The 16,314-nt window shown below is 40.3% G+C and carries 15 protein-coding genes; 11 read left to right on the top strand and 4 right to left on the bottom strand.

What is annotated here, in order from left to right; genetic code table 11:
- Window positions 1–98: 98 nt before the first annotated feature.
- The 3 genes from bchL to ACQFX9_RS07675 all read left to right on the top strand — a co-directional run bounded on the left by bchL (window position 99) and on the right by ACQFX9_RS07675 (window position 3,216).
- Window positions 99–965 carry a ferredoxin:protochlorophyllide reductase (ATP-dependent) iron-sulfur ATP-binding protein gene (gene bchL / locus ACQFX9_RS07685; RefSeq protein WP_067771601.1) on the top strand — a complete coding sequence of 289 codons (867 nt, stop codon included), beginning with the start codon at window positions 99–101 and terminating at the stop codon, window positions 963–965.
- A 30-nt stretch (window positions 966–995) separates the two neighbouring features.
- On the top strand, window positions 996–1,685 hold the full coding sequence (locus ACQFX9_RS07680; protein WP_427161443.1) for a DUF5331 domain-containing protein: 690 nt from the start codon (window positions 996–998) through the stop codon (window positions 1,683–1,685).
- Between the two features lie 127 nt (window positions 1,686–1,812).
- A complete protein-coding gene (locus ACQFX9_RS07675; RefSeq protein ID WP_427161442.1) occupies window positions 1,813–3,216 on the top strand; it encodes a ferredoxin:protochlorophyllide reductase (ATP-dependent) subunit N in 1,404 nt (467 codons plus the stop codon).
- A 98-nt stretch (window positions 3,217–3,314) separates the two neighbouring features.
- Here the strand turns inward: ACQFX9_RS07675 and ACQFX9_RS07670 are convergent, their stop codons facing one another.
- Entirely contained in the window at window positions 3,315–4,619 is a 1,305-nt protein-coding gene (locus tag ACQFX9_RS07670; RefSeq protein WP_427161441.1) for a hypothetical protein, read from the bottom strand.
- A gap of 232 nt (window positions 4,620–4,851) precedes the next feature.
- Here ACQFX9_RS07670 and ACQFX9_RS07665 point away from each other — a divergent pair, with 232 nt between their 5' ends.
- Together ACQFX9_RS07665 and ACQFX9_RS07660 are read left to right on the top strand one after the other, a co-directional pair.
- Window positions 4,852–5,103 carry a hypothetical protein gene (locus ACQFX9_RS07665; RefSeq protein ID WP_427161440.1) on the top strand — a complete coding sequence of 84 codons (252 nt, stop codon included), beginning with the start codon at window positions 4,852–4,854 and terminating at the stop codon, window positions 5,101–5,103.
- On the top strand, window positions 5,084–5,347 hold the full coding sequence (locus ACQFX9_RS07660) for a Txe/YoeB family addiction module toxin (protein ID WP_427161439.1): 264 nt from the start codon (window positions 5,084–5,086) through the stop codon (window positions 5,345–5,347). Before ACQFX9_RS07665 ends, ACQFX9_RS07660 begins: the two co-directional genes overlap by 20 nt.
- 97 nt (window positions 5,348–5,444) lie before the next feature.
- On the opposite strand, the gene ACQFX9_RS07655 is transcribed toward ACQFX9_RS07660, so the two are convergent.
- Window positions 5,445–6,494: an anti-sigma factor antagonist gene (locus tag ACQFX9_RS07655; RefSeq protein ID WP_427161438.1), complete on the bottom strand. Its 1,050-nt coding sequence runs from the start codon at window positions 6,492–6,494 to the stop codon at window positions 5,445–5,447.
- Between the two features lie 197 nt (window positions 6,495–6,691).
- On the opposite strand from ACQFX9_RS07655, the gene ACQFX9_RS07650 reads away from it, so the two are divergent.
- Together ACQFX9_RS07650 and ACQFX9_RS07645 are read left to right on the top strand one after the other, a co-directional pair.
- The gene (locus ACQFX9_RS07650; RefSeq protein ID WP_427161437.1) at window positions 6,692–7,486 is read left to right on the top strand and encodes a 7-carboxy-7-deazaguanine synthase QueE; all 795 of its coding nucleotides are present in this window, start codon (window positions 6,692–6,694) and stop codon (window positions 7,484–7,486) included.
- A 403-nt stretch (window positions 7,487–7,889) separates the two neighbouring features.
- Entirely contained in the window at window positions 7,890–9,368 is a 1,479-nt protein-coding gene (locus tag ACQFX9_RS07645; protein ID WP_427161436.1) for an esterase-like activity of phytase family protein, read from the top strand.
- Between the two features lie 65 nt (window positions 9,369–9,433).
- Here the strand turns inward: ACQFX9_RS07645 and ACQFX9_RS07640 are convergent, their stop codons facing one another.
- Together ACQFX9_RS07640 and ACQFX9_RS07635 are read right to left on the bottom strand one after the other, a co-directional pair.
- On the bottom strand, window positions 9,434–10,078 hold the full coding sequence (locus ACQFX9_RS07640) for a DUF3318 domain-containing protein (protein WP_427161435.1): 645 nt from the start codon (window positions 10,076–10,078) through the stop codon (window positions 9,434–9,436).
- Between the two features lie 77 nt (window positions 10,079–10,155).
- Window positions 10,156–10,713 carry a hypothetical protein gene (locus ACQFX9_RS07635; protein WP_103140925.1) on the bottom strand — a complete coding sequence of 186 codons (558 nt, stop codon included), beginning with the start codon at window positions 10,711–10,713 and terminating at the stop codon, window positions 10,156–10,158.
- A 651-nt stretch (window positions 10,714–11,364) separates the two neighbouring features.
- Between ACQFX9_RS07635 and ACQFX9_RS07630 the strand changes: the two genes are divergently transcribed.
- The 4 genes from ACQFX9_RS07630 to ACQFX9_RS07615 all read left to right on the top strand — a co-directional run bounded on the left by ACQFX9_RS07630 (window position 11,365) and on the right by ACQFX9_RS07615 (window position 15,469).
- Window positions 11,365–12,414, top strand: coding sequence for an amino acid ABC transporter substrate-binding protein (locus ACQFX9_RS07630; RefSeq protein WP_427161434.1), 1,050 nt, complete (start codon window positions 11,365–11,367; stop codon window positions 12,412–12,414).
- Between the two features lie 156 nt (window positions 12,415–12,570).
- Window positions 12,571–13,497, top strand: a complete 927-nt coding sequence (locus ACQFX9_RS07625; protein ID WP_427161433.1) for an amino acid ABC transporter permease — start codon at window positions 12,571–12,573, stop codon at window positions 13,495–13,497.
- A 24-nt stretch (window positions 13,498–13,521) separates the two neighbouring features.
- Window positions 13,522–14,538: an amino acid ABC transporter permease gene (locus tag ACQFX9_RS07620; RefSeq protein WP_427161432.1), complete on the top strand. Its 1,017-nt coding sequence runs from the start codon at window positions 13,522–13,524 to the stop codon at window positions 14,536–14,538.
- A 190-nt stretch (window positions 14,539–14,728) separates the two neighbouring features.
- Window positions 14,729–15,469 carry an amino acid ABC transporter ATP-binding protein gene (locus tag ACQFX9_RS07615; protein WP_103140431.1) on the top strand — a complete coding sequence of 247 codons (741 nt, stop codon included), beginning with the start codon at window positions 14,729–14,731 and terminating at the stop codon, window positions 15,467–15,469.
- Window positions 15,470–16,314 lie beyond the last annotated feature (845 nt).

Genomic DNA, 16,314 nt, shown 5'->3' with positions numbered 1-16,314 from the left:
CTGCGAAATTTCGACAATAATCACACTCACGTACCTCACACATTGCCAACTGCGGCTAGTAGTGCGTTTGACAAAAAAACGATAAGAGGCAAACAACAGTGAAATTAGCAGTTTACGGAAAAGGTGGCATAGGTAAATCTACAACTAGCTGTAATATTTCCGTCGCCTTAGCCAAACGCGGCAAAAAAGTGCTGCAAATTGGCTGTGACCCCAAGCACGACAGCACCTTTACCCTAACCGGATTTTTAATTCCCACTATTATTGATACCCTGCAAGAAAAAGACTATCACTACGAAGATGTTTGGCCGGAAGATGTCATTTACAAAGGGTATGGTGGTGTAGACTGCGTTGAAGCTGGTGGGCCACCTGCGGGTGCTGGCTGTGGTGGTTACGTCGTCGGTGAAACAGTGAAATTACTCAAGGAACTCAACGCCTTTGACGAGTATGATGTGATCTTGTTTGATGTCTTGGGTGACGTTGTTTGCGGTGGTTTTGCAGCACCACTCAATTATGCTGATTACTGCATGATTGTGACTGATAATGGCTTTGATGCTTTATTTGCTGCCAATCGCATAGCAGCTTCGGTGCGGGAAAAAGCACGAACTCACCCCTTGCGTCTAGCCGGATTAATTGGCAATCGTACCTCCAAGCGTGACTTGATTGAGAAGTATGTGGAATCAGTTCCAATGCCTGTGCTGGAAGTCTTGCCATTAATAGAAGATATTAGGGTGTCTCGCGTCAAGGGTAAAACTTTGTTTGAAATGGCAGAGTCAGACCCATCACTCAACTACGTGTGCGACTACTACCTCAACATTGCCGATCAAATTCTCGCCCGTCCCGAAGGAGTCGTTCCTAACGATGCTCCAGATCGGGAGTTATTTACTTTGTTATCTGATTTTTATTTAAATCCGCGTAAACCACAGGTTGCTAATCCTGAAGAGGAATTAGACTTGATGATTGTATAAATCATCTAGTTTCAGGATGGGGGTCAATCAATGGCTTTCTTTCATAGCTTTACGGATTCGATTAGACAAAAGTGGTTGCAATTTTTCCAAGCCAACCGTGATTGGATTAAACTCCACATGGAAGTGGAGTCAGTATATACACCCGACGGTGGTAAGCGACCGCCTTCTTACCTCATCCTGGGAGTGATCAACGCGCTAGATCCAAAATTAGCGCAGTTAATGTTTCCTTTCGCTAAATTAAATCCCGATGCGGATACTTTAATTGAGGTACTGGAATTAAACTTTGACCCAGACATCGCTCTCGGTAACAGTGCAATTACTGACACGGAATCATCTCCCATCAGTATCAGGGAAAATACGCAAGATGATGACTTTGATGTTCCTCATACCAATACATACAGTGAAGATACTGACTCCCATACGCTGATAGTGGGCGATATGGAAGACAACTTCAATGAAATCGCTGGTAGTCAAGAGGATGATGGCTTTGAGGAAGTTTCTTTTGATCTGACAACTTCATCAGCCGAAAGATTAGAAGAGCAAATGCTTGCGGATTTGAATTCACCAGATGAGAGTGCTTTCAGTGACGTGTTATCTGATGTTTGGGGTGATGAAACATCCTTACAAAAGGGTGAAGAAAGCAATGATTTCATGGGGGAAGAATTACCAAGTGGGGTTTTTGATGAATCAGAAATTGCCCGTCTCTTCCCCAACGCCTAAATATGGCTAGGGAGTAGGGAATCAGCAATCGGGAATCGGGAGTAGGGTGTAATACTACTCACTACTTCCACGCCTGATGTCGTCCCTATTTCATCTGCCTGGAGATATAAAGGGGAGAAAAATTCACATGACCATCGCGCAAGAATCAACAGCTTTAAATTTTGAGTGTGAAACTGGAAATTACCACACCTTTTGTCCAATTAGCTGTGTGGCCTGGTTATATCAAAAAATCGAAGATAGTTTCTTTTTAGTGATTGGTACTAAGACTTGTGGGTATTTCCTACAAAACGCGATGGGGGTAATGATTTTTGCCGAACCCCGTTATGCAATGGCAGAGTTAGAAGAAGGGGATATTTCAGCACAACTCAATGATTATGAAGAGTTAAAGCGATTGTGTGAGCAAATTAAACGCGATCGCAATCCTAGTGTTATTGTGTGGATTGGCACTTGCACCACCGAAATCATCAAAATGGACTTGGAAGGTTTAGCACCCAAGTTAGAAGGTGAAATCGGTATTCCTATCGTTGTGGCGCGTGCTAATGGCTTAGATTACGCCTTCACCCAAGGGGAAGACACCGTGTTAGCTGCAATGGCTAACCGTTGTCCTAGTCAAGTTCCGGTAGCGGAAAGCGAAAAACACGAGCGTAACGCTATTCAAAAGCTGCTCAATTTCGGTAAGAAAAAAGAAGACGTAGTTCAAGAAGAATCAGAGTATGTAGATCATCCCCCCTTGGTTCTTTTCGGTTCTCTACCTGATCCCGTGGTGACTCAGTTAACTCTAGAACTCAAAAAACAAGGAATTAAAGTTTCCGGCTGGCTACCCGCAAAACGCTTTACCGAACTCCCAGTGATAGAAGAAGGGTATTATGTTGCTGGTGTCAACCCCTTCCTCAGTCGCACCGCTACCACCTTAATGCGCCGACGCAAATGTAAACTCATCGGCGCACCCTTCCCCATCGGCCCCGATGGAACTCGCGCTTGGATTGAAAAAATCTGCTCGGTATTTGGGATTACACCCCAAGGTTTAGAGGAACGGGAAGCGCAAATTTGGGCGGGTTTAGAAGATTACGTCAAATTAATTCGGGGTAAATCTGTATTTTTCATGGGTGACAACTTGCTAGAAGTCTCCTTAGCACGCTTTTTAGTACGCTGCGGGATGACTGTACATGAAGTTGGTATCCCCTACATGGATAAACGCTATCAAGCGGCTGAGTTAGCCATGTTAGAGAAAGCCTGTCAAGAAATGGGTGTACCCCTGCCAAAAATTGTTGAGAAACCAGATAATTACAACCAAGTACAGCGAATTTATGATTTGCAGCCAGATTTAGTCATTACTGGTATGGCGCACGCTAATCCCTTAGAAGCGCGAGGGATCAATACAAAATGGTCTGTGGAGTTTACTTTTGCTCAAATTCACGGTTTTACCAATGCGCGTGACATTTTAGAGTTAGTAACTCGTCCACTGCGTCGTAATCATAATTTGAAAGATTTAGGTTGGGATAAGTTGGTGAAAGAAGAAGCGAAGATTTAGATTTTAGGTTTTGAAATAATTATTTTAGAGGCGAACACGGGTTCGCCTTTTTTTATGTTTCGCGCAGAGGCGCAAAGGCGCGAAGGAAAAAAGTATGTTTAAGAGGATAGTGAGATTTGTAAGGACGTGGATGGAATGATATACATTAATTCTGCGCCGTTTGGTTGGTTCTCTGTAGGAGTTAATTTAAGCCATTCATGAAAGCTGATACCTAGTTGAGATATTGCTTGTATCTCTGTTTGATAAGATTCAAATCGGTGATTGGTTTCAATAAGAGATTCCATGTTTTCTATAATTTGCGGAAGACGTTTATAAGCTTCTTTTTCAAATCTTCCTGTCAGTGGAGTCGGATTTGCTCCAAATATTCCCCATTGAATTTCACCACGATCCACAATGGCAGAAGGCAGGGAGGATAACCAATGGTTAGAATCCTGCGCTATTTTGAATAAATTCTCACGCTGTAAATCAAATACAGCATTTTCATCTAAACTAGGGTTAATCCACTGGTAAATTTTAGTTATTCTTTGTAAATCAATCTGACCTTTAAACTGAGGATGCAAGTATACTGCTGGATTGGGAGTCAGCAGAATTTCTATATATTTATTAATTAATAATCTAAGAACTTTCGCACCCTCCTGAAAACGTCGAATCGCTGTTTCCTGTTCTTCTAACTCTAAGTAACAACGTGCTTCGGCAATATAGGCTAAAGATAATGTGAGTATATATTGATTAATAAGTTGGCTTTTCTGAGCCATTTCGTTAACAGTATATTCCTTGTAAATATGCTCTGCTTCTAAAAATCGATTGATAGCTTGTAAAGCACTATTTCTGCGATTTTCGATTTTATTCATTGTAAAAGCATTCATAGCTAATTCGATTCCAGCTTGGAAATTAGCATAAGCATTCAGATCCACCTTTCGGTTAATTTTGTTCAATAATTCTTGCGAAATTTGTAGTTGTTCTTCTATTCCTTTTAATCGTTGTGCTATCACAGCAAAACCCATTAATGTTACACCAAGATTCAGGATACTAGCAGCAGTATTTATCTGTAAAAGGTCTTGAGTAATCTGTAAAGGTCTACCAATTGTTCGTATTTGATTATCAATGTTATCTAATTGCTGATTAATGTCAGAAAACCCTTTATCTAGTTTATTGTTAACATTACTAAATCCCTTAGCAGATACGGCTATATTTGCTCCAGAGGTGAGTAAGTTTGCTCCAGAAACAATCATGTTAAGTATATTACTTGACGAATTATAAGATGTTGTCGGTCTCACAAAACCAATAATATTTTTTGTTGTAAGTTCTATAATCGTATTGCCAGACAATTGATATAGTCCTTTTATTAAACCTTTAGCAATATGTGGTGCAAGTGCAAAGGTAATTTGAAGTGGTAAACTCATAATATTCTCCTATTTACTAAACCTCAGTAGCGTAATAAGTCATAGTAGCTATATGCAGCAGCTAGCTGCCTTTTAGCTATTATTCCCAATTTTGGTTAGAGAATATCTCATGAAAGAGCGATCGCGCTCTTTTCACAAAAGATAGATAATGGAATATGGGGAGCGATCGCCCAAAAATGTCATTAGTTCGATAGAGTTAAAATAAAGTAAGAAAGATTATCTACTAAAAATTATGCTGAGTGGAATTAAGCAAAAGGCTATTGTCGGTAAAGATGGTAAAATTGAACTTTCTACAACCGAATTACCAGAGGGTACTATTGTAGAAGTGATAGTTCTAGTTGAACAGCCAACAGAAGAAGATGAAACTACTTATCTCCTTAAATCAGAAGCTAATAAAAAACACCTACTTAAAGCTTTAGAAAATGTAGAGAAAGGAAATCTAATCTATGTTGATTTAGATGAATATGAAAAAAATAGCATTTGAACCAGAAGCCTTTGAGCAATTAGGTCAGTGGACAATAGAAGATAAGAAAATTTTGAAAAAGATATTGGATCTCATTAAAGATATCCAAAGAGAACCATTTTCAGGAATCGGTAAGCCTGAACCCCTGAAATATGAATTGCAAGGTTATTGGTCAAGGAGAATTACAGATGAGCATAGATTAGTTTACAAAATAGAAGAAGATTTAATAATTATTTTGTCATGCAAATATCATTATAATGAATAAAAAATGCCCAAAACTAAAATAAGTTTGGGCATGATTGCAGATAAATTTTTATTTGGTAGTTACAGGTCATTAACAAAGTGAGAGAATAATCAACTTGTTAATAAGCACCACTATTTTTATTAAAAATAACAGCAATAGTCTTGAAAATTAACTTCAAGTCGTATATCAAATTCCAGTTTTGCTGATATTGCAAATCTAACCTAATCACATCTTCAAAACTGCGAACTTTAGACCTGCCGTTAACTTGCCATTCTCCAGTCATACCGGGTTTAACATCAAGACGTTGCCATTCTGGAACTTCATAGCGTTCCACTTCATCGGGTGTAGGTGGTCTAGTCCCTACTAAACTCATGTCGCCTTTCAAGACGTTCCAAAATTGCGGAAACTCATCTAAACTAGTCCGGCGTAAAAACTTGCCGACGCGCGTCACGCGGGGATCATTTTCGTTTTTGAAAAAAGCACCCTGGACTTGGTTTTTCACTTGGGCTTTTTTCGCCTCCGCGTCTACACACATTGAGCGAAATTTCCAAATTTTAAAGCGTTTCCCCATCCAACCGCAGCGAGTTTGACCAAAGAAAATCGGGCCGGGATCATCAATTTGAATGGCAATGACAATAGGAATTAACAAAATCCCCGTGATTACCAAACCCACCAACGCACCGACAATATCTATAAATCGTTTCATCCAAGATGCTACGGAGGGATGAGTAGTGGGAAGAGACTCTATTTTACGAGATGAAGTCTTTTGAGTATCTGTAACACTATCAGATGTTACGGATGATGTTTCGCTACTAGACTCAATAGCAAAAACCTTATCTAGTCCTGTAAGATTCAACACTGCCATGACTTGGGGGGTGACATTCCGCAAGATCATCGCAATTTCTCTTTCTTGGGTGGTTTTAAAACTACTCACCAAAGCACCTAAACCACTACTATCCATAAAAGTGGTTTGCTGAAAATCAATAATGATTTGCTTGGGATGGTTATTTCCTTGGGCTAAATTTTGGCAGGTTTGCTTAAAGCTCACTGCTTCAAGCACGCTTAGACGCGCAGATACCTGCACTATTACCGTTTCATTTAAGGTAGTAACTGGAAAATTTACCTCAGTGGGTTGGCTAGTCATGAAGCTCTGCACTTTCGTTGCCATATAAATTTAATCAGCCAAACATTATTTTGTCCTAGAAAATCACCTAACCTCATGTTAAATAAGTAGGAATAATGGCTCATAGTTAGTTTTATAGGTTGAGTTAGAGATTGCCTGCACGATTGACAATAGAACAAGAAGAAGTTGAAAACTTAACTTGTTGTTGAATTGATACAGGGCGATCGCTCTGGTAATATCCTATGACTGCTAACACTACAACCGCACCTACAGCACGCCTGATTGAGGTCTTTTCTGCTATTCAAGGAGAAGGATTGAATGTCGGGACACGTCAAATTTTTATTCGCTTTGCTTTTTGTGACTTACGTTGCCACTTTTGCGATAGTGTCCATACTTGGAATGCTCCTGCTGACTGTAGGATCGAGCGAACGCCCGGATTCCGAGATTTTGAAATTCACTCCAACCCTGTCGCAATTCCAGTCTTATTAGAATGGATTGCACGGCAGAATTTACCTTGTTTACACGATAGCATTAGCTTAACAGGAGGAGAACCACTTCTTCATGCAGCTTTCTTAAAGGAATTTCTGCCCCAAGTGCGATCGCTCATTAGTTTGCCTATATACTTGGAAACCGGCGGACATCGCCCAGAACAGTTGGCCATGATATTACCATATCTAGATTCTGTAGGTATGGATTTAAAACTTCCCAGTGTCAGTGGTGAATCCTACTGGTCAGAACATATGAAGTTTCTACAAATTTGTTATCCAAATTTAGAAACCTTCATTAAAATAATTATTTCCCAACACACAGATACCCATGAATTAGAGCAGGCTGCTTTGCTAGTAGCAGATGTTAGCCCTGAAATTCCTGTATTTTTACAACCTGTTACGCCTTTAATTGCATCTGAGTCATCAAATCACACCCCTATCCTTGCTCCCACACCAGCACAGGTTTTAGCTTGGCAAACTTTGATGAAAAAGATTTTAAAACAAGTGCGTGTTATTCCTCAGACTCACAAAATGTTAAATCAACTTTGAAGGAGGTAGGAGGTAATACCAATTCAAAATTCAAAATGACGCTCGCGGACTCGCTAACGCTGCGCTAACAAAATTCAAAATTAAGAAATCCAGATTTTACAAGGATTTCTGGCTTTGTATCTGTTTCATGATTTTAGTGAATTGGTGTAAGGGAGGAAGACTATTGAGGAATCAAATCTCAATCTCTACCCCCTATACCCCTGCACTCCTTCTCAAACCAATGGCAGAAAAAGACGCACTGTACTGCACCATACCTAATTATTAAAGTTTTGATGAAGATGTATTCCTATCATTCAGCATTCTATGAAAAGTCTATGTCTCAATAACTACCTTAATTTTTTGTTAATCCTTTGTTAATCAGGAAGTCCAAAGCTAGGGAAATTGGACATTTAGGAAAATTCAGATGATTTCCGTCAGGCTTTGGATTTCTGGTTTAAGCATTTCACTGATGACAGCCTTAGTTAGTATTACAGGAGATCCAACCCCTGCTAGTGCTGTTTCTTTGGTCAATAGCCTCACAATACCTGGTGATAGCGTAGATTTGGTGTCACCCGGTGTTAACAGTGCCAACGTTAACCGTTTAGCTGGGTTTATTTCTGATCTCTACTATGACCGCCACAACAATGTTTACTATGGTCTGCCAGACCGGGGGCCTGGTGGCGGTGTCATCTCTTACAACACACGAGTCCAAAAATTTTCTCTAGATGTTGATCCCAACAGTGGAGCAATTAGTAACTTCCAGCTATTAGACACGATTTTGTTCACCAAAAACGGTGAAAACTTCAATGGCTTAAATCCTCGTTTACTTAATGGTGATGCTTCTGTTCTGGGTTTAAGTTTTGATCCAGAGGGATTTGCTGTTGCTCCCAATGAGAATTTCTACGTCTCTGATGAATATGGCCCTTCTGTTTATGAATTTAGCCCTAATGGAACTTTTATTCGGGCTTTCAATAGTCCAAGTAACATTATTGCGAAACAGAGTGATAGCACACTGAACTATGTAGATGGTCGTCCAACTATTACCACTGGTCGCCAAGATAACAGAGGTTTTGAAGGTATAACACTTTCCCCAGATGGAAAGAAACTCTATGCTATCCTCCAAGATCCTTTAGTCAATGAAGGTTCACCTGATGGGCGGCGCAGTAATAATGTGCGAATAGTAGAATTTGATACAGCAACTGGCAACAGTACAGCACAATATATCTATCAGCTAGAAAGGCTTGCTGAAATTAATGACCGTATTCCTGGTACAGCTAATGACTACGCGCCAAATTCCCAAGGACGGAATATAGGTGTGAGCGCGATTATCGCCTTGAATGATGATGAATTTCTCATCTTAGAGCGAGATAATCGCGGAGTGGGTGTAGAAGATCCTGCGGGAGTAAATCCTGTTGCCAGTAAACGAGTGTACAAAATCAGCTTGTCAGGAGCTACAGATGTAAGCGGTATTAGCCTAGCAGGAAGCAATGATTTACCTGCTGGTGTAGTGCCTGTCAGCAAGTCTAAATCACCGTTTATTGATGTGGCGGAGCTTTTAAAAGTTGCGGGATTAGTTATCCCAGAAAAATTTGAAGGTATAACAATCGGGCCTAAACTCAATGATGGATCTTATGCTGTCATTTTAGGCACAGATAACGACTATAGCGTCACTCAGACTGGTGGTGGAACGCAGTTTGATGTTTGTACAGATGGTACACAAATTCCCATTGACGGCACTTGTCCTCCAGGAACAAGTTTAATTCCTACTTATCTTTATGCCTTTAAAGCTAGTAGTGAAGAGTTAGCAGGGTTTGTACCACCTACGAAAGTTCCCGAACCAACGATGGGTTTGGGACTCTTGTTATTTGGCTGGAGTGCCTTTTGGCTAAAGCGACAATCTTAAACTTTTGAAAAATCAATAATTAAATCATGGGGTGGGTATTTCCCACCCTAATTAATTTTTGCAGATTAAATTCCGCCGTCTTCTGTGCTTCTAGATTTAGACTTCGCTTTATTAGCACTGCGCTTGAGAGCGGAAAGCCTGGCTTCATAGCGGGAACGTTGGCGTTTACTTGGAGTATTATCGATCAGGGTTTTTAAGGCACTACCTAGACTCTTGTAAGCATTAGGGAGACTATAACCGAAACGAGTTGCTAGTGCGATCGCTTTTTCATCAGCATCAACTAATTCTCGCATTTGCTTCTCGCCATTATTCTTTTGATATAGTCGCCAGCCTGACACACCACACAGTGCCAAAGCTAACACTAGCAATAATCCATCCTGTACCCACAACTCACCGACAGCACCACCTAAACCGATGGCTAAAGCTGCCATTTCCCAACCATCCTTGGGAATTGTGTCATTTTGAATGCGGGCTACTTCATGCCAGAACAGCAGATTACGCTGATCCATTGCTAGAGTATCCCATTTCACCAAGTCAATTTGAATCTCTACTTGGTCTTTACCAATTTCTTCGCTGCGGATCAGGGGTGGATTGACCTCAGTTGTGCCTTCAACCGTGACCCAACTCTGCAATTCTGGCGGTAGTAAGCCTTTTAACCGCCGGAGTTCACTCATTTCCGCTTTGGCAGAGGAGGTTGCATAGGATGTCATAAAATCCAGCCCTAGAAAATTTTAGTATATAGTGAGGGTATCACTTTGGAGTATAGCTATTTAAGTGGTGTTTCGTCTCACTCTGTAGGAAAACTTCCTCTTCGCTTTCTGGCTTCAATTGCCTTTGCCAGTAAATCCAGCAATCCTGGTGCTTCTTCTTGGATACTCAGCAAAATTCTTTCCCCCAGTTCTATATTTCCTGGATCGTTACCTGTGGCCATCACCTCATGCAAACGGGGGATAGCTATATTGTCAACAATTTGAATTAATCCACTCAGACAACGATGAAATTGTCTTTCCGTTAGCAGTGCGTCTTCTAGGGGAAACTCAATAATGGCACGAATTTCACCATCTGAGGGGTCATATTCCCACTGGAGCATTTTTGTTTCCCAAGAAATAGCCAACATCGTCTGTAAAATAGCCGCCTTGTAGGGATGGTTCTCCACTCCTGGAAGAACATGAGGCGCGAATAGGCGAAAAAATTTGCCCTCTTCATCTAGTTGAACAACTATTAAAAAATCTTCTAAATTATCAGCTTCTACACCTGTGATAATTCTGTCCTCTTCCTCATCAAGACGGTAGTCCCAGCCTAGTTTGTCTAAGTAATTGGCAATTTGCTTGAGGTTAGCTCCCATAAAACCCTCTTTAAGTAACGGTGGAGCAGCTGTCACGAAGACTAGTTTAACCCCTTAGTGGCGATCGCTTGGATTGAATTAGTTGAAAAAAACATCCATATTTTCATTAAAAAGTCTAGATTCTCTGACTTTGCCACCCAAAAATATGAAATCCTACTATTAATCCCATAAATCAAATATGTTAATCAAATCTTTCTCCTTGAGCAGTGACATCATCACAACGAAAAATTCCAATCGCTTTTCTACAAGACTCTAGCCACAATCTCTTCACTCAAAACGCAGCATCAATAAATCTGCCAACCATGAACAGGTTCATCTTTTATTTAATTACGAATTATCAAATATTTATCTTTTGATTTTTAGATAGACATTACACTAAAAAATCAAAAAATCACAGATTTTCAGAAGAAGATTGTTTAACCCCAAAAATTAACAACAGCAAGTATTTTATATAGTTTATCAAAGCTGTAAATATGAGAATTGATTTTCTATAAATACAAAATCAACAAATCAAGAAAATCATCAATATTTCGGCAGTGCATAAAAGTGCAACAATAGGGGCTAAAAAAGCTTTATATTACAGGAGTAAATCTGATTTCATACAAATATTGTATTTACAAACACATCTTTAGGAACAATCAGCTTTGAAGTATGAGGAAATTAACTTTAATTCTAGGGACATCCTTAATATTTGCGACTACAGCTTGTGGTGGTAACACAGCACAAACCACAAATCCCAGTAACACATCAGCAGATCGCTGGGATACTGTCAAAAACCGTGGACAGATAATTTGTGGAGTCAGTGGCGAAGTACCAGGATTTAGTTTTGTTGGTACAGACGGCAAATATAGCGGAATAGATGTAGATATTTGTCGTGCCGTAGCGGCGGCTTTGTTTGATAATCCAGATGCCGTAGAATACCGTAACCTCAGTGCCAAAGAAAGATTTACAGCCTTACAAACAGGGGAAGTAGACATTCTCAGCCGGAACACAACCTGGACATTAAGCCGCGCTACCTCAGTAGGTTTAGAGTTTGCACCCGTGGTTTTTTATGATGGACAAGCTATTATGGTGCGTAAAAATAGCAACATTAAGTCTCTAGCAGACTTGAAAGATAAGGCTATTTGCGTACAAACAGGTACAACTACCGAGCAGAATTTAGCCGACCAGATGCGGAAACGCGGTATTACCTACAAACCCGTAGTTTTTGAAGATGTTAACGTCACCTTTGCTACATATGCCCAAGGACGTTGTGAAGCCGTAACCGCTGATCGCTCTGCTTTAGTTTCTCGACGTACAACCCTCCCCAAACCTGAAGATAACGTCATCTTAGATGAAGTCATCTCTTCCGAACCCCTAGCACCAGCAGTAGCCAAAGGCAATACTAAATGGCGTGATACTCTAACTTGGGTAGTTTATGCCCTGATTAAAGCAGAAGAATTGGGCATTAACTCCCAGAACGTCGGACAATTAGCCACCAGTAACGATCCAGATGTCAAGCGTTTATTGGGAACTGAGGGCAATTTAGGTGAAGGACTCGGCTTAACTAACGACTTTGCTGCGAAAGCCATCAAACACGTTGGGAACTATGGCGAGATTTACGATCGCAACCTCGGCCCCAAAACCAAACTCAACCTCCCTCGCGGCCAAAATCAGCAGTGGACAAAAGGTGGACTGTTGTATTCGCCACCGTTCCGGTAAAGGGATTGGGGACTGGGGACTGGGGATTGGGGAGACAAGAGAGAAGTAATGAGTAATGAGTAATGAGTAATCAATTCAAAATTCAAAATGAAAGCTTCTGTTCCCTGTTCCCTGTTCCCTGTTCCCTGTTCCCTAATGACTATTGACTAATAACTAATGACCAACACTAAACCCCCTTTTTGGCGAGATGATCGCTTTTGGCGAATTGCTGGACAACTGATTGCTGTAGTTTTAGCACTTGCTATTGTGGCGATACTGTGGATAAATCTCAATCGCAACTTACAACAATTAGGCATTCAGTTTGGTTTCGGCTTTTTAAAGCAACAAGCATCGTTTGATATTGGCGAAACACCAATCGCTTATCAACCAACCGATTCCTATAGTCGCGCCTTATGGGTGGGACTGATTAACTCATTGCGCGTAGCAGTATTAGGAATTATTTTCACCACAATCATCGGTGTTATGGCTGGAATTGGCAGACTCTCTGACAACTGGCTAGTCAGGAACATCATGCTGGTTTATGTCGAAGTCTTCCGCAATACACCGCTACTGTTGCAATTGTTGTTTTGGTACTTTGCTGTTTTCTTAAGTTTTCCCAAGATAGACAATCAAATCAGTCTATGGGGATTTTTGAGTTTCAGTCAAAATGGCATAGCAACACCTTGGTTTAACCTCTCTCCAGAGTTTGCGGCTTTACTTTTAGGATTGACATTCTATACAGGTGCATTCATTGCAGAAATCGTTCGGGGTGGGATTAGTTCAGTTCCCAAAGGACAATGGGAAGCGGCGCGATCGCTAGGTTTTAATCCTAGTATTATTATGCGTTTAATTATTCTGCCCCAAGCCTTGCGGGTAATTATTCCCCCATTGACTAGCCAATATCTCAATCTCACCAAAAATTCCAGTTTAGCGATCGCGATCGGCTATCCTGACATCTATTTTGTTGCTTCTACGACTTTTAACCAAACAGGTAGATCCGTAGAGGTCATGTTAATTCTCACCCTCACCTACCTCACCCTCAGTTTAACCATCTCTCTAATCATGAACCTATTTAATCGCAGAGTCCAAATTAGAGAAAGGTAAGTAACAACAGTTGACTATTGACTAATGACTAAACAACTAAATTGGCTACGTAAAAACCTCTTTAACAGTTGGTACAACAGTTTATTAACTGTGATGTGCTTGGTGTTACTATTTTCGTTGGTGCGGGGAGTTTTGATTTGGGCTACTACTCAAGCACAATGGGCAGTAATTCAAGTCAACTTACACTTATTTTTAGTTGGTAGATATCCTCAAAGTCAATACTGGCGAATTTGGTTTGTATTAGCCATTATTACGACTTTAAGCACAATCACAGTCGGGACATTCTTGGGTAAGCAAAAGTTCACCATTGCTAAATTTATTGCACCTTGGCTTTCCTTAATATGGTTGTTATCTTTCCCTGTGATTTTGTGGTTAATTGGTGGTGGATTTGGTTTATTGCCTGTATCCAGCAATTCGTGGAATGGTTTGTTACTGACCTTACTAATGGCCGCAGTTAGTATTGTGTTGTCCTTTCCTATAGGGGTTTTACTGGCTTTAGGAAGAACTAGCAATTTGCCTGTAGTGCGTTGGTTTTGTATTCTTTACATTGAAATTGTGCGCGGAGTTCCCCTAATTGGGATTTTATTTCTCGCCCAATTCATGTTACCCCTGTTTTTTGCTGCCGATGTACGTTTAGACAAAGTAGTAAGAGCGATCGCAGGTTTAGTATTGTTCAGTGCTGCTTATATGGCAGAAAATATCCGTGGTGGACTACAGGCTATTTCTCGCGGACAAATAGAAGCTGCCAAAGCATTAGGATTAAACACACCTCTAACAGTAATATTTATTGTTTTACCGCAAGCTTTAAGAGCAGTAATTCCCGCCATTGTCGGGCAATTTATCGGCTTATTTAAAGATACTTCCCTAGTATCCCTTGTGGGCTTAGTAGAACTTACAGGAATGGCCCGTTCTATATTGGCACAGCCTCAATTTATCGGTCGTTACGCAGAAGTATATTTATTTATCGGTTTAATTTACTGGCTATTCTGTTACTCTATGTCTCTAACTTCCCGAAGACTAGAGAAAAAGTTGAGTCAATAGTCATTAGTCATTAGTCATTAGGTAACAGGGAACAGGGAACAGAAGCTTTCATTTTGAATTTTGAATTGATTACTCATTACTCATTACTCATTACTCATTACTTCTCCCTTGTCTCCCTTGTCTCCCTTGTCTCCCCAGTCCCCAATCCCCAGTCCCCAGTCCCCAATCCCCTATTTTCCGGTAAACACTCATGAGCGAACAAATACCCATCATTATTGCTGAAGATGTTCATAAATGGTATGGCAAATTTCATGTCCTCCAAGGTGTGAGTTTAACAGTCTACCGTGGAGAAGTCGTAGTTTTAATGGGGCCTTCTGGTTCAGGAAAATCAACTTTTATTCGCACATTTAATGCCTTAGAAGAATACCAAAAAGGCAAAATTAACATTGATGGTATAACTCTCAGCCATGACTTGCGAAACATAGACGCAATTCGGCGAGAAGTAGGGATGGTATTTCAACAGTTTAATTTATTTCCCCATTTGACAGTGCTGCAAAATATCACTCTAGCCCCTATTTGGGTACGTCGCTGGCAGAAAGCCAAGGCCGAAGAATTGGCTATGCAACTATTAGAACGAGTAGGAATCTTAGCTCAAGCTAATAAATATCCAGGACAGCTATCTGGAGGACAACAGCAACGGGTGGCGATCGCCCGTGCTTTAGCTATGCAGCCTAAAATTATGCTATTCGACGAACCTACATCTGCACTAGACCCAGAAATGGTTAGAGAAGTGTTAGATGTCATGCGACAGCTTGCCTCTGAAGGTATGACAATGGTAGTAGTTACCCATGAAGTGGGATTTGCCCGTGAAGTGGCTGACCGTGTAGTTTTAATGGATGGTGGAAATTTAGTCGAATCAGCTACACCAGATCAATTTTTCACCCAACCCCAAGAAGAACGAACTCGCAAATTTCTCTCGCAAATCCTCTAGAAATCCGCATTTATACACACTAAAGCTCTAACTCCCTTGCTTACCTATCTAAGCGATGGGATATTTTTTTGCGTTGGAAGTATCTCTTTGTGCGGAAAATTTCCGAAAGTTTAGTGATTTTCAATGAAGTTAGTTAAATACCATTACCAGTAATCACTGAAATTTTCAAATTTATGTATTTTCTGTCAATCTGTCTCAGGAGTGGATTCACTCCGAAACATTATCTGTAACTTTTTCGTCTACATAGTGTTGCTATTTTCACACCTAGCACTATATGATTCCCAGAAATCTCTGATGAGATGCTCCCCCTTGATCACTATCAGAATTTTGTCCCTAATTATGACTCAAGTCACTAGGCAAACACTCAAGCTTATCGTAGTATTCTCACCAAATGTCAGAAATCAACTCAAATCATTGTCTCTGTTTAAATATTTCAGGTTTTGATGATGATTGTTTTCTGGTGTTAAGAAAATAATCATCATCAAAATATCTACAACTTAATAGATCAACCTTATCGCATTGAAGTTTTAAAGCCGGCTACAAGCTGTCAAAGTTCTTGATTATCAAGGCATCGCGTCATCATTAATATGTGGAGAACTAGATTTATGTCCTGAAAATTTTGGGCGTAAAATAGCCAATATGAGGGATATTTAAGTTAAATGTTGCTTTTTGTGTTAGGATACTGGGCTAATGAATTGATTAAAAATTAAAAAATTCAGCCAATCTAAATTAGGTAATCGTTGACATCCCTATTATTACTGAAATTCATCCTCATGGGATATAGACTTTCTTTAGTTGATAAGCACTGTATTTCTAATTAAATAAAAACGATTACACTTGCTTAA

This window comes from Aliinostoc sp. HNIBRCY26 (assembly GCF_050235535.1).
Classification (GTDB): Bacteria; Cyanobacteriota; Cyanobacteriia; order Cyanobacteriales; family Nostocaceae; genus Trichormus.
This window is presented reverse-complemented; position numbering and strand designations above follow the sequence as displayed.

Coding starts and splice junctions, on each gene's coding strand:
- ACQFX9_RS07680 (WP_427161443.1), top strand. CDS start 996: ATGGCTTTCTTTCATAGCTTTACGGATTCGATTAGACAAAAGTGGTTG.
- ACQFX9_RS07655 (WP_427161438.1), bottom strand. CDS start 6,494: ATGGCAACGAAAGTGCAGAGCTTCATGACTAGCCAACCCACTGAGGTA.
- ACQFX9_RS07675 (WP_427161442.1), top strand. CDS start 1,813: ATGACCATCGCGCAAGAATCAACAGCTTTAAATTTTGAGTGTGAAACT.
- ACQFX9_RS07670 (WP_427161441.1), bottom strand. CDS start 4,619: ATGAGTTTACCACTTCAAATTACCTTTGCACTTGCACCACATATTGCT.
- ACQFX9_RS07645 (WP_427161436.1), top strand. CDS start 7,890: ATGATTTCCGTCAGGCTTTGGATTTCTGGTTTAAGCATTTCACTGATG.
- ACQFX9_RS07665 (WP_427161440.1), top strand. CDS start 4,852: ATGCTGAGTGGAATTAAGCAAAAGGCTATTGTCGGTAAAGATGGTAAA.
- ACQFX9_RS07660 (WP_427161439.1), top strand. CDS start 5,084: ATGAAAAAAATAGCATTTGAACCAGAAGCCTTTGAGCAATTAGGTCAG.
- ACQFX9_RS07615 (WP_103140431.1), top strand. CDS start 14,729: ATGAGCGAACAAATACCCATCATTATTGCTGAAGATGTTCATAAATGG.
- ACQFX9_RS07650 (WP_427161437.1), top strand. CDS start 6,692: ATGACTGCTAACACTACAACCGCACCTACAGCACGCCTGATTGAGGTC.
- ACQFX9_RS07640 (WP_427161435.1), bottom strand. CDS start 10,078: ATGACATCCTATGCAACCTCCTCTGCCAAAGCGGAAATGAGTGAACTC.
- ACQFX9_RS07620 (WP_427161432.1), top strand. CDS start 13,522: ATGACTAAACAACTAAATTGGCTACGTAAAAACCTCTTTAACAGTTGG.
- ACQFX9_RS07635 (WP_103140925.1), bottom strand. CDS start 10,713: ATGGGAGCTAACCTCAAGCAAATTGCCAATTACTTAGACAAACTAGGC.
- ACQFX9_RS07630 (WP_427161434.1), top strand. CDS start 11,365: ATGAGGAAATTAACTTTAATTCTAGGGACATCCTTAATATTTGCGACT.
- ACQFX9_RS07625 (WP_427161433.1), top strand. CDS start 12,571: ATGACCAACACTAAACCCCCTTTTTGGCGAGATGATCGCTTTTGGCGA.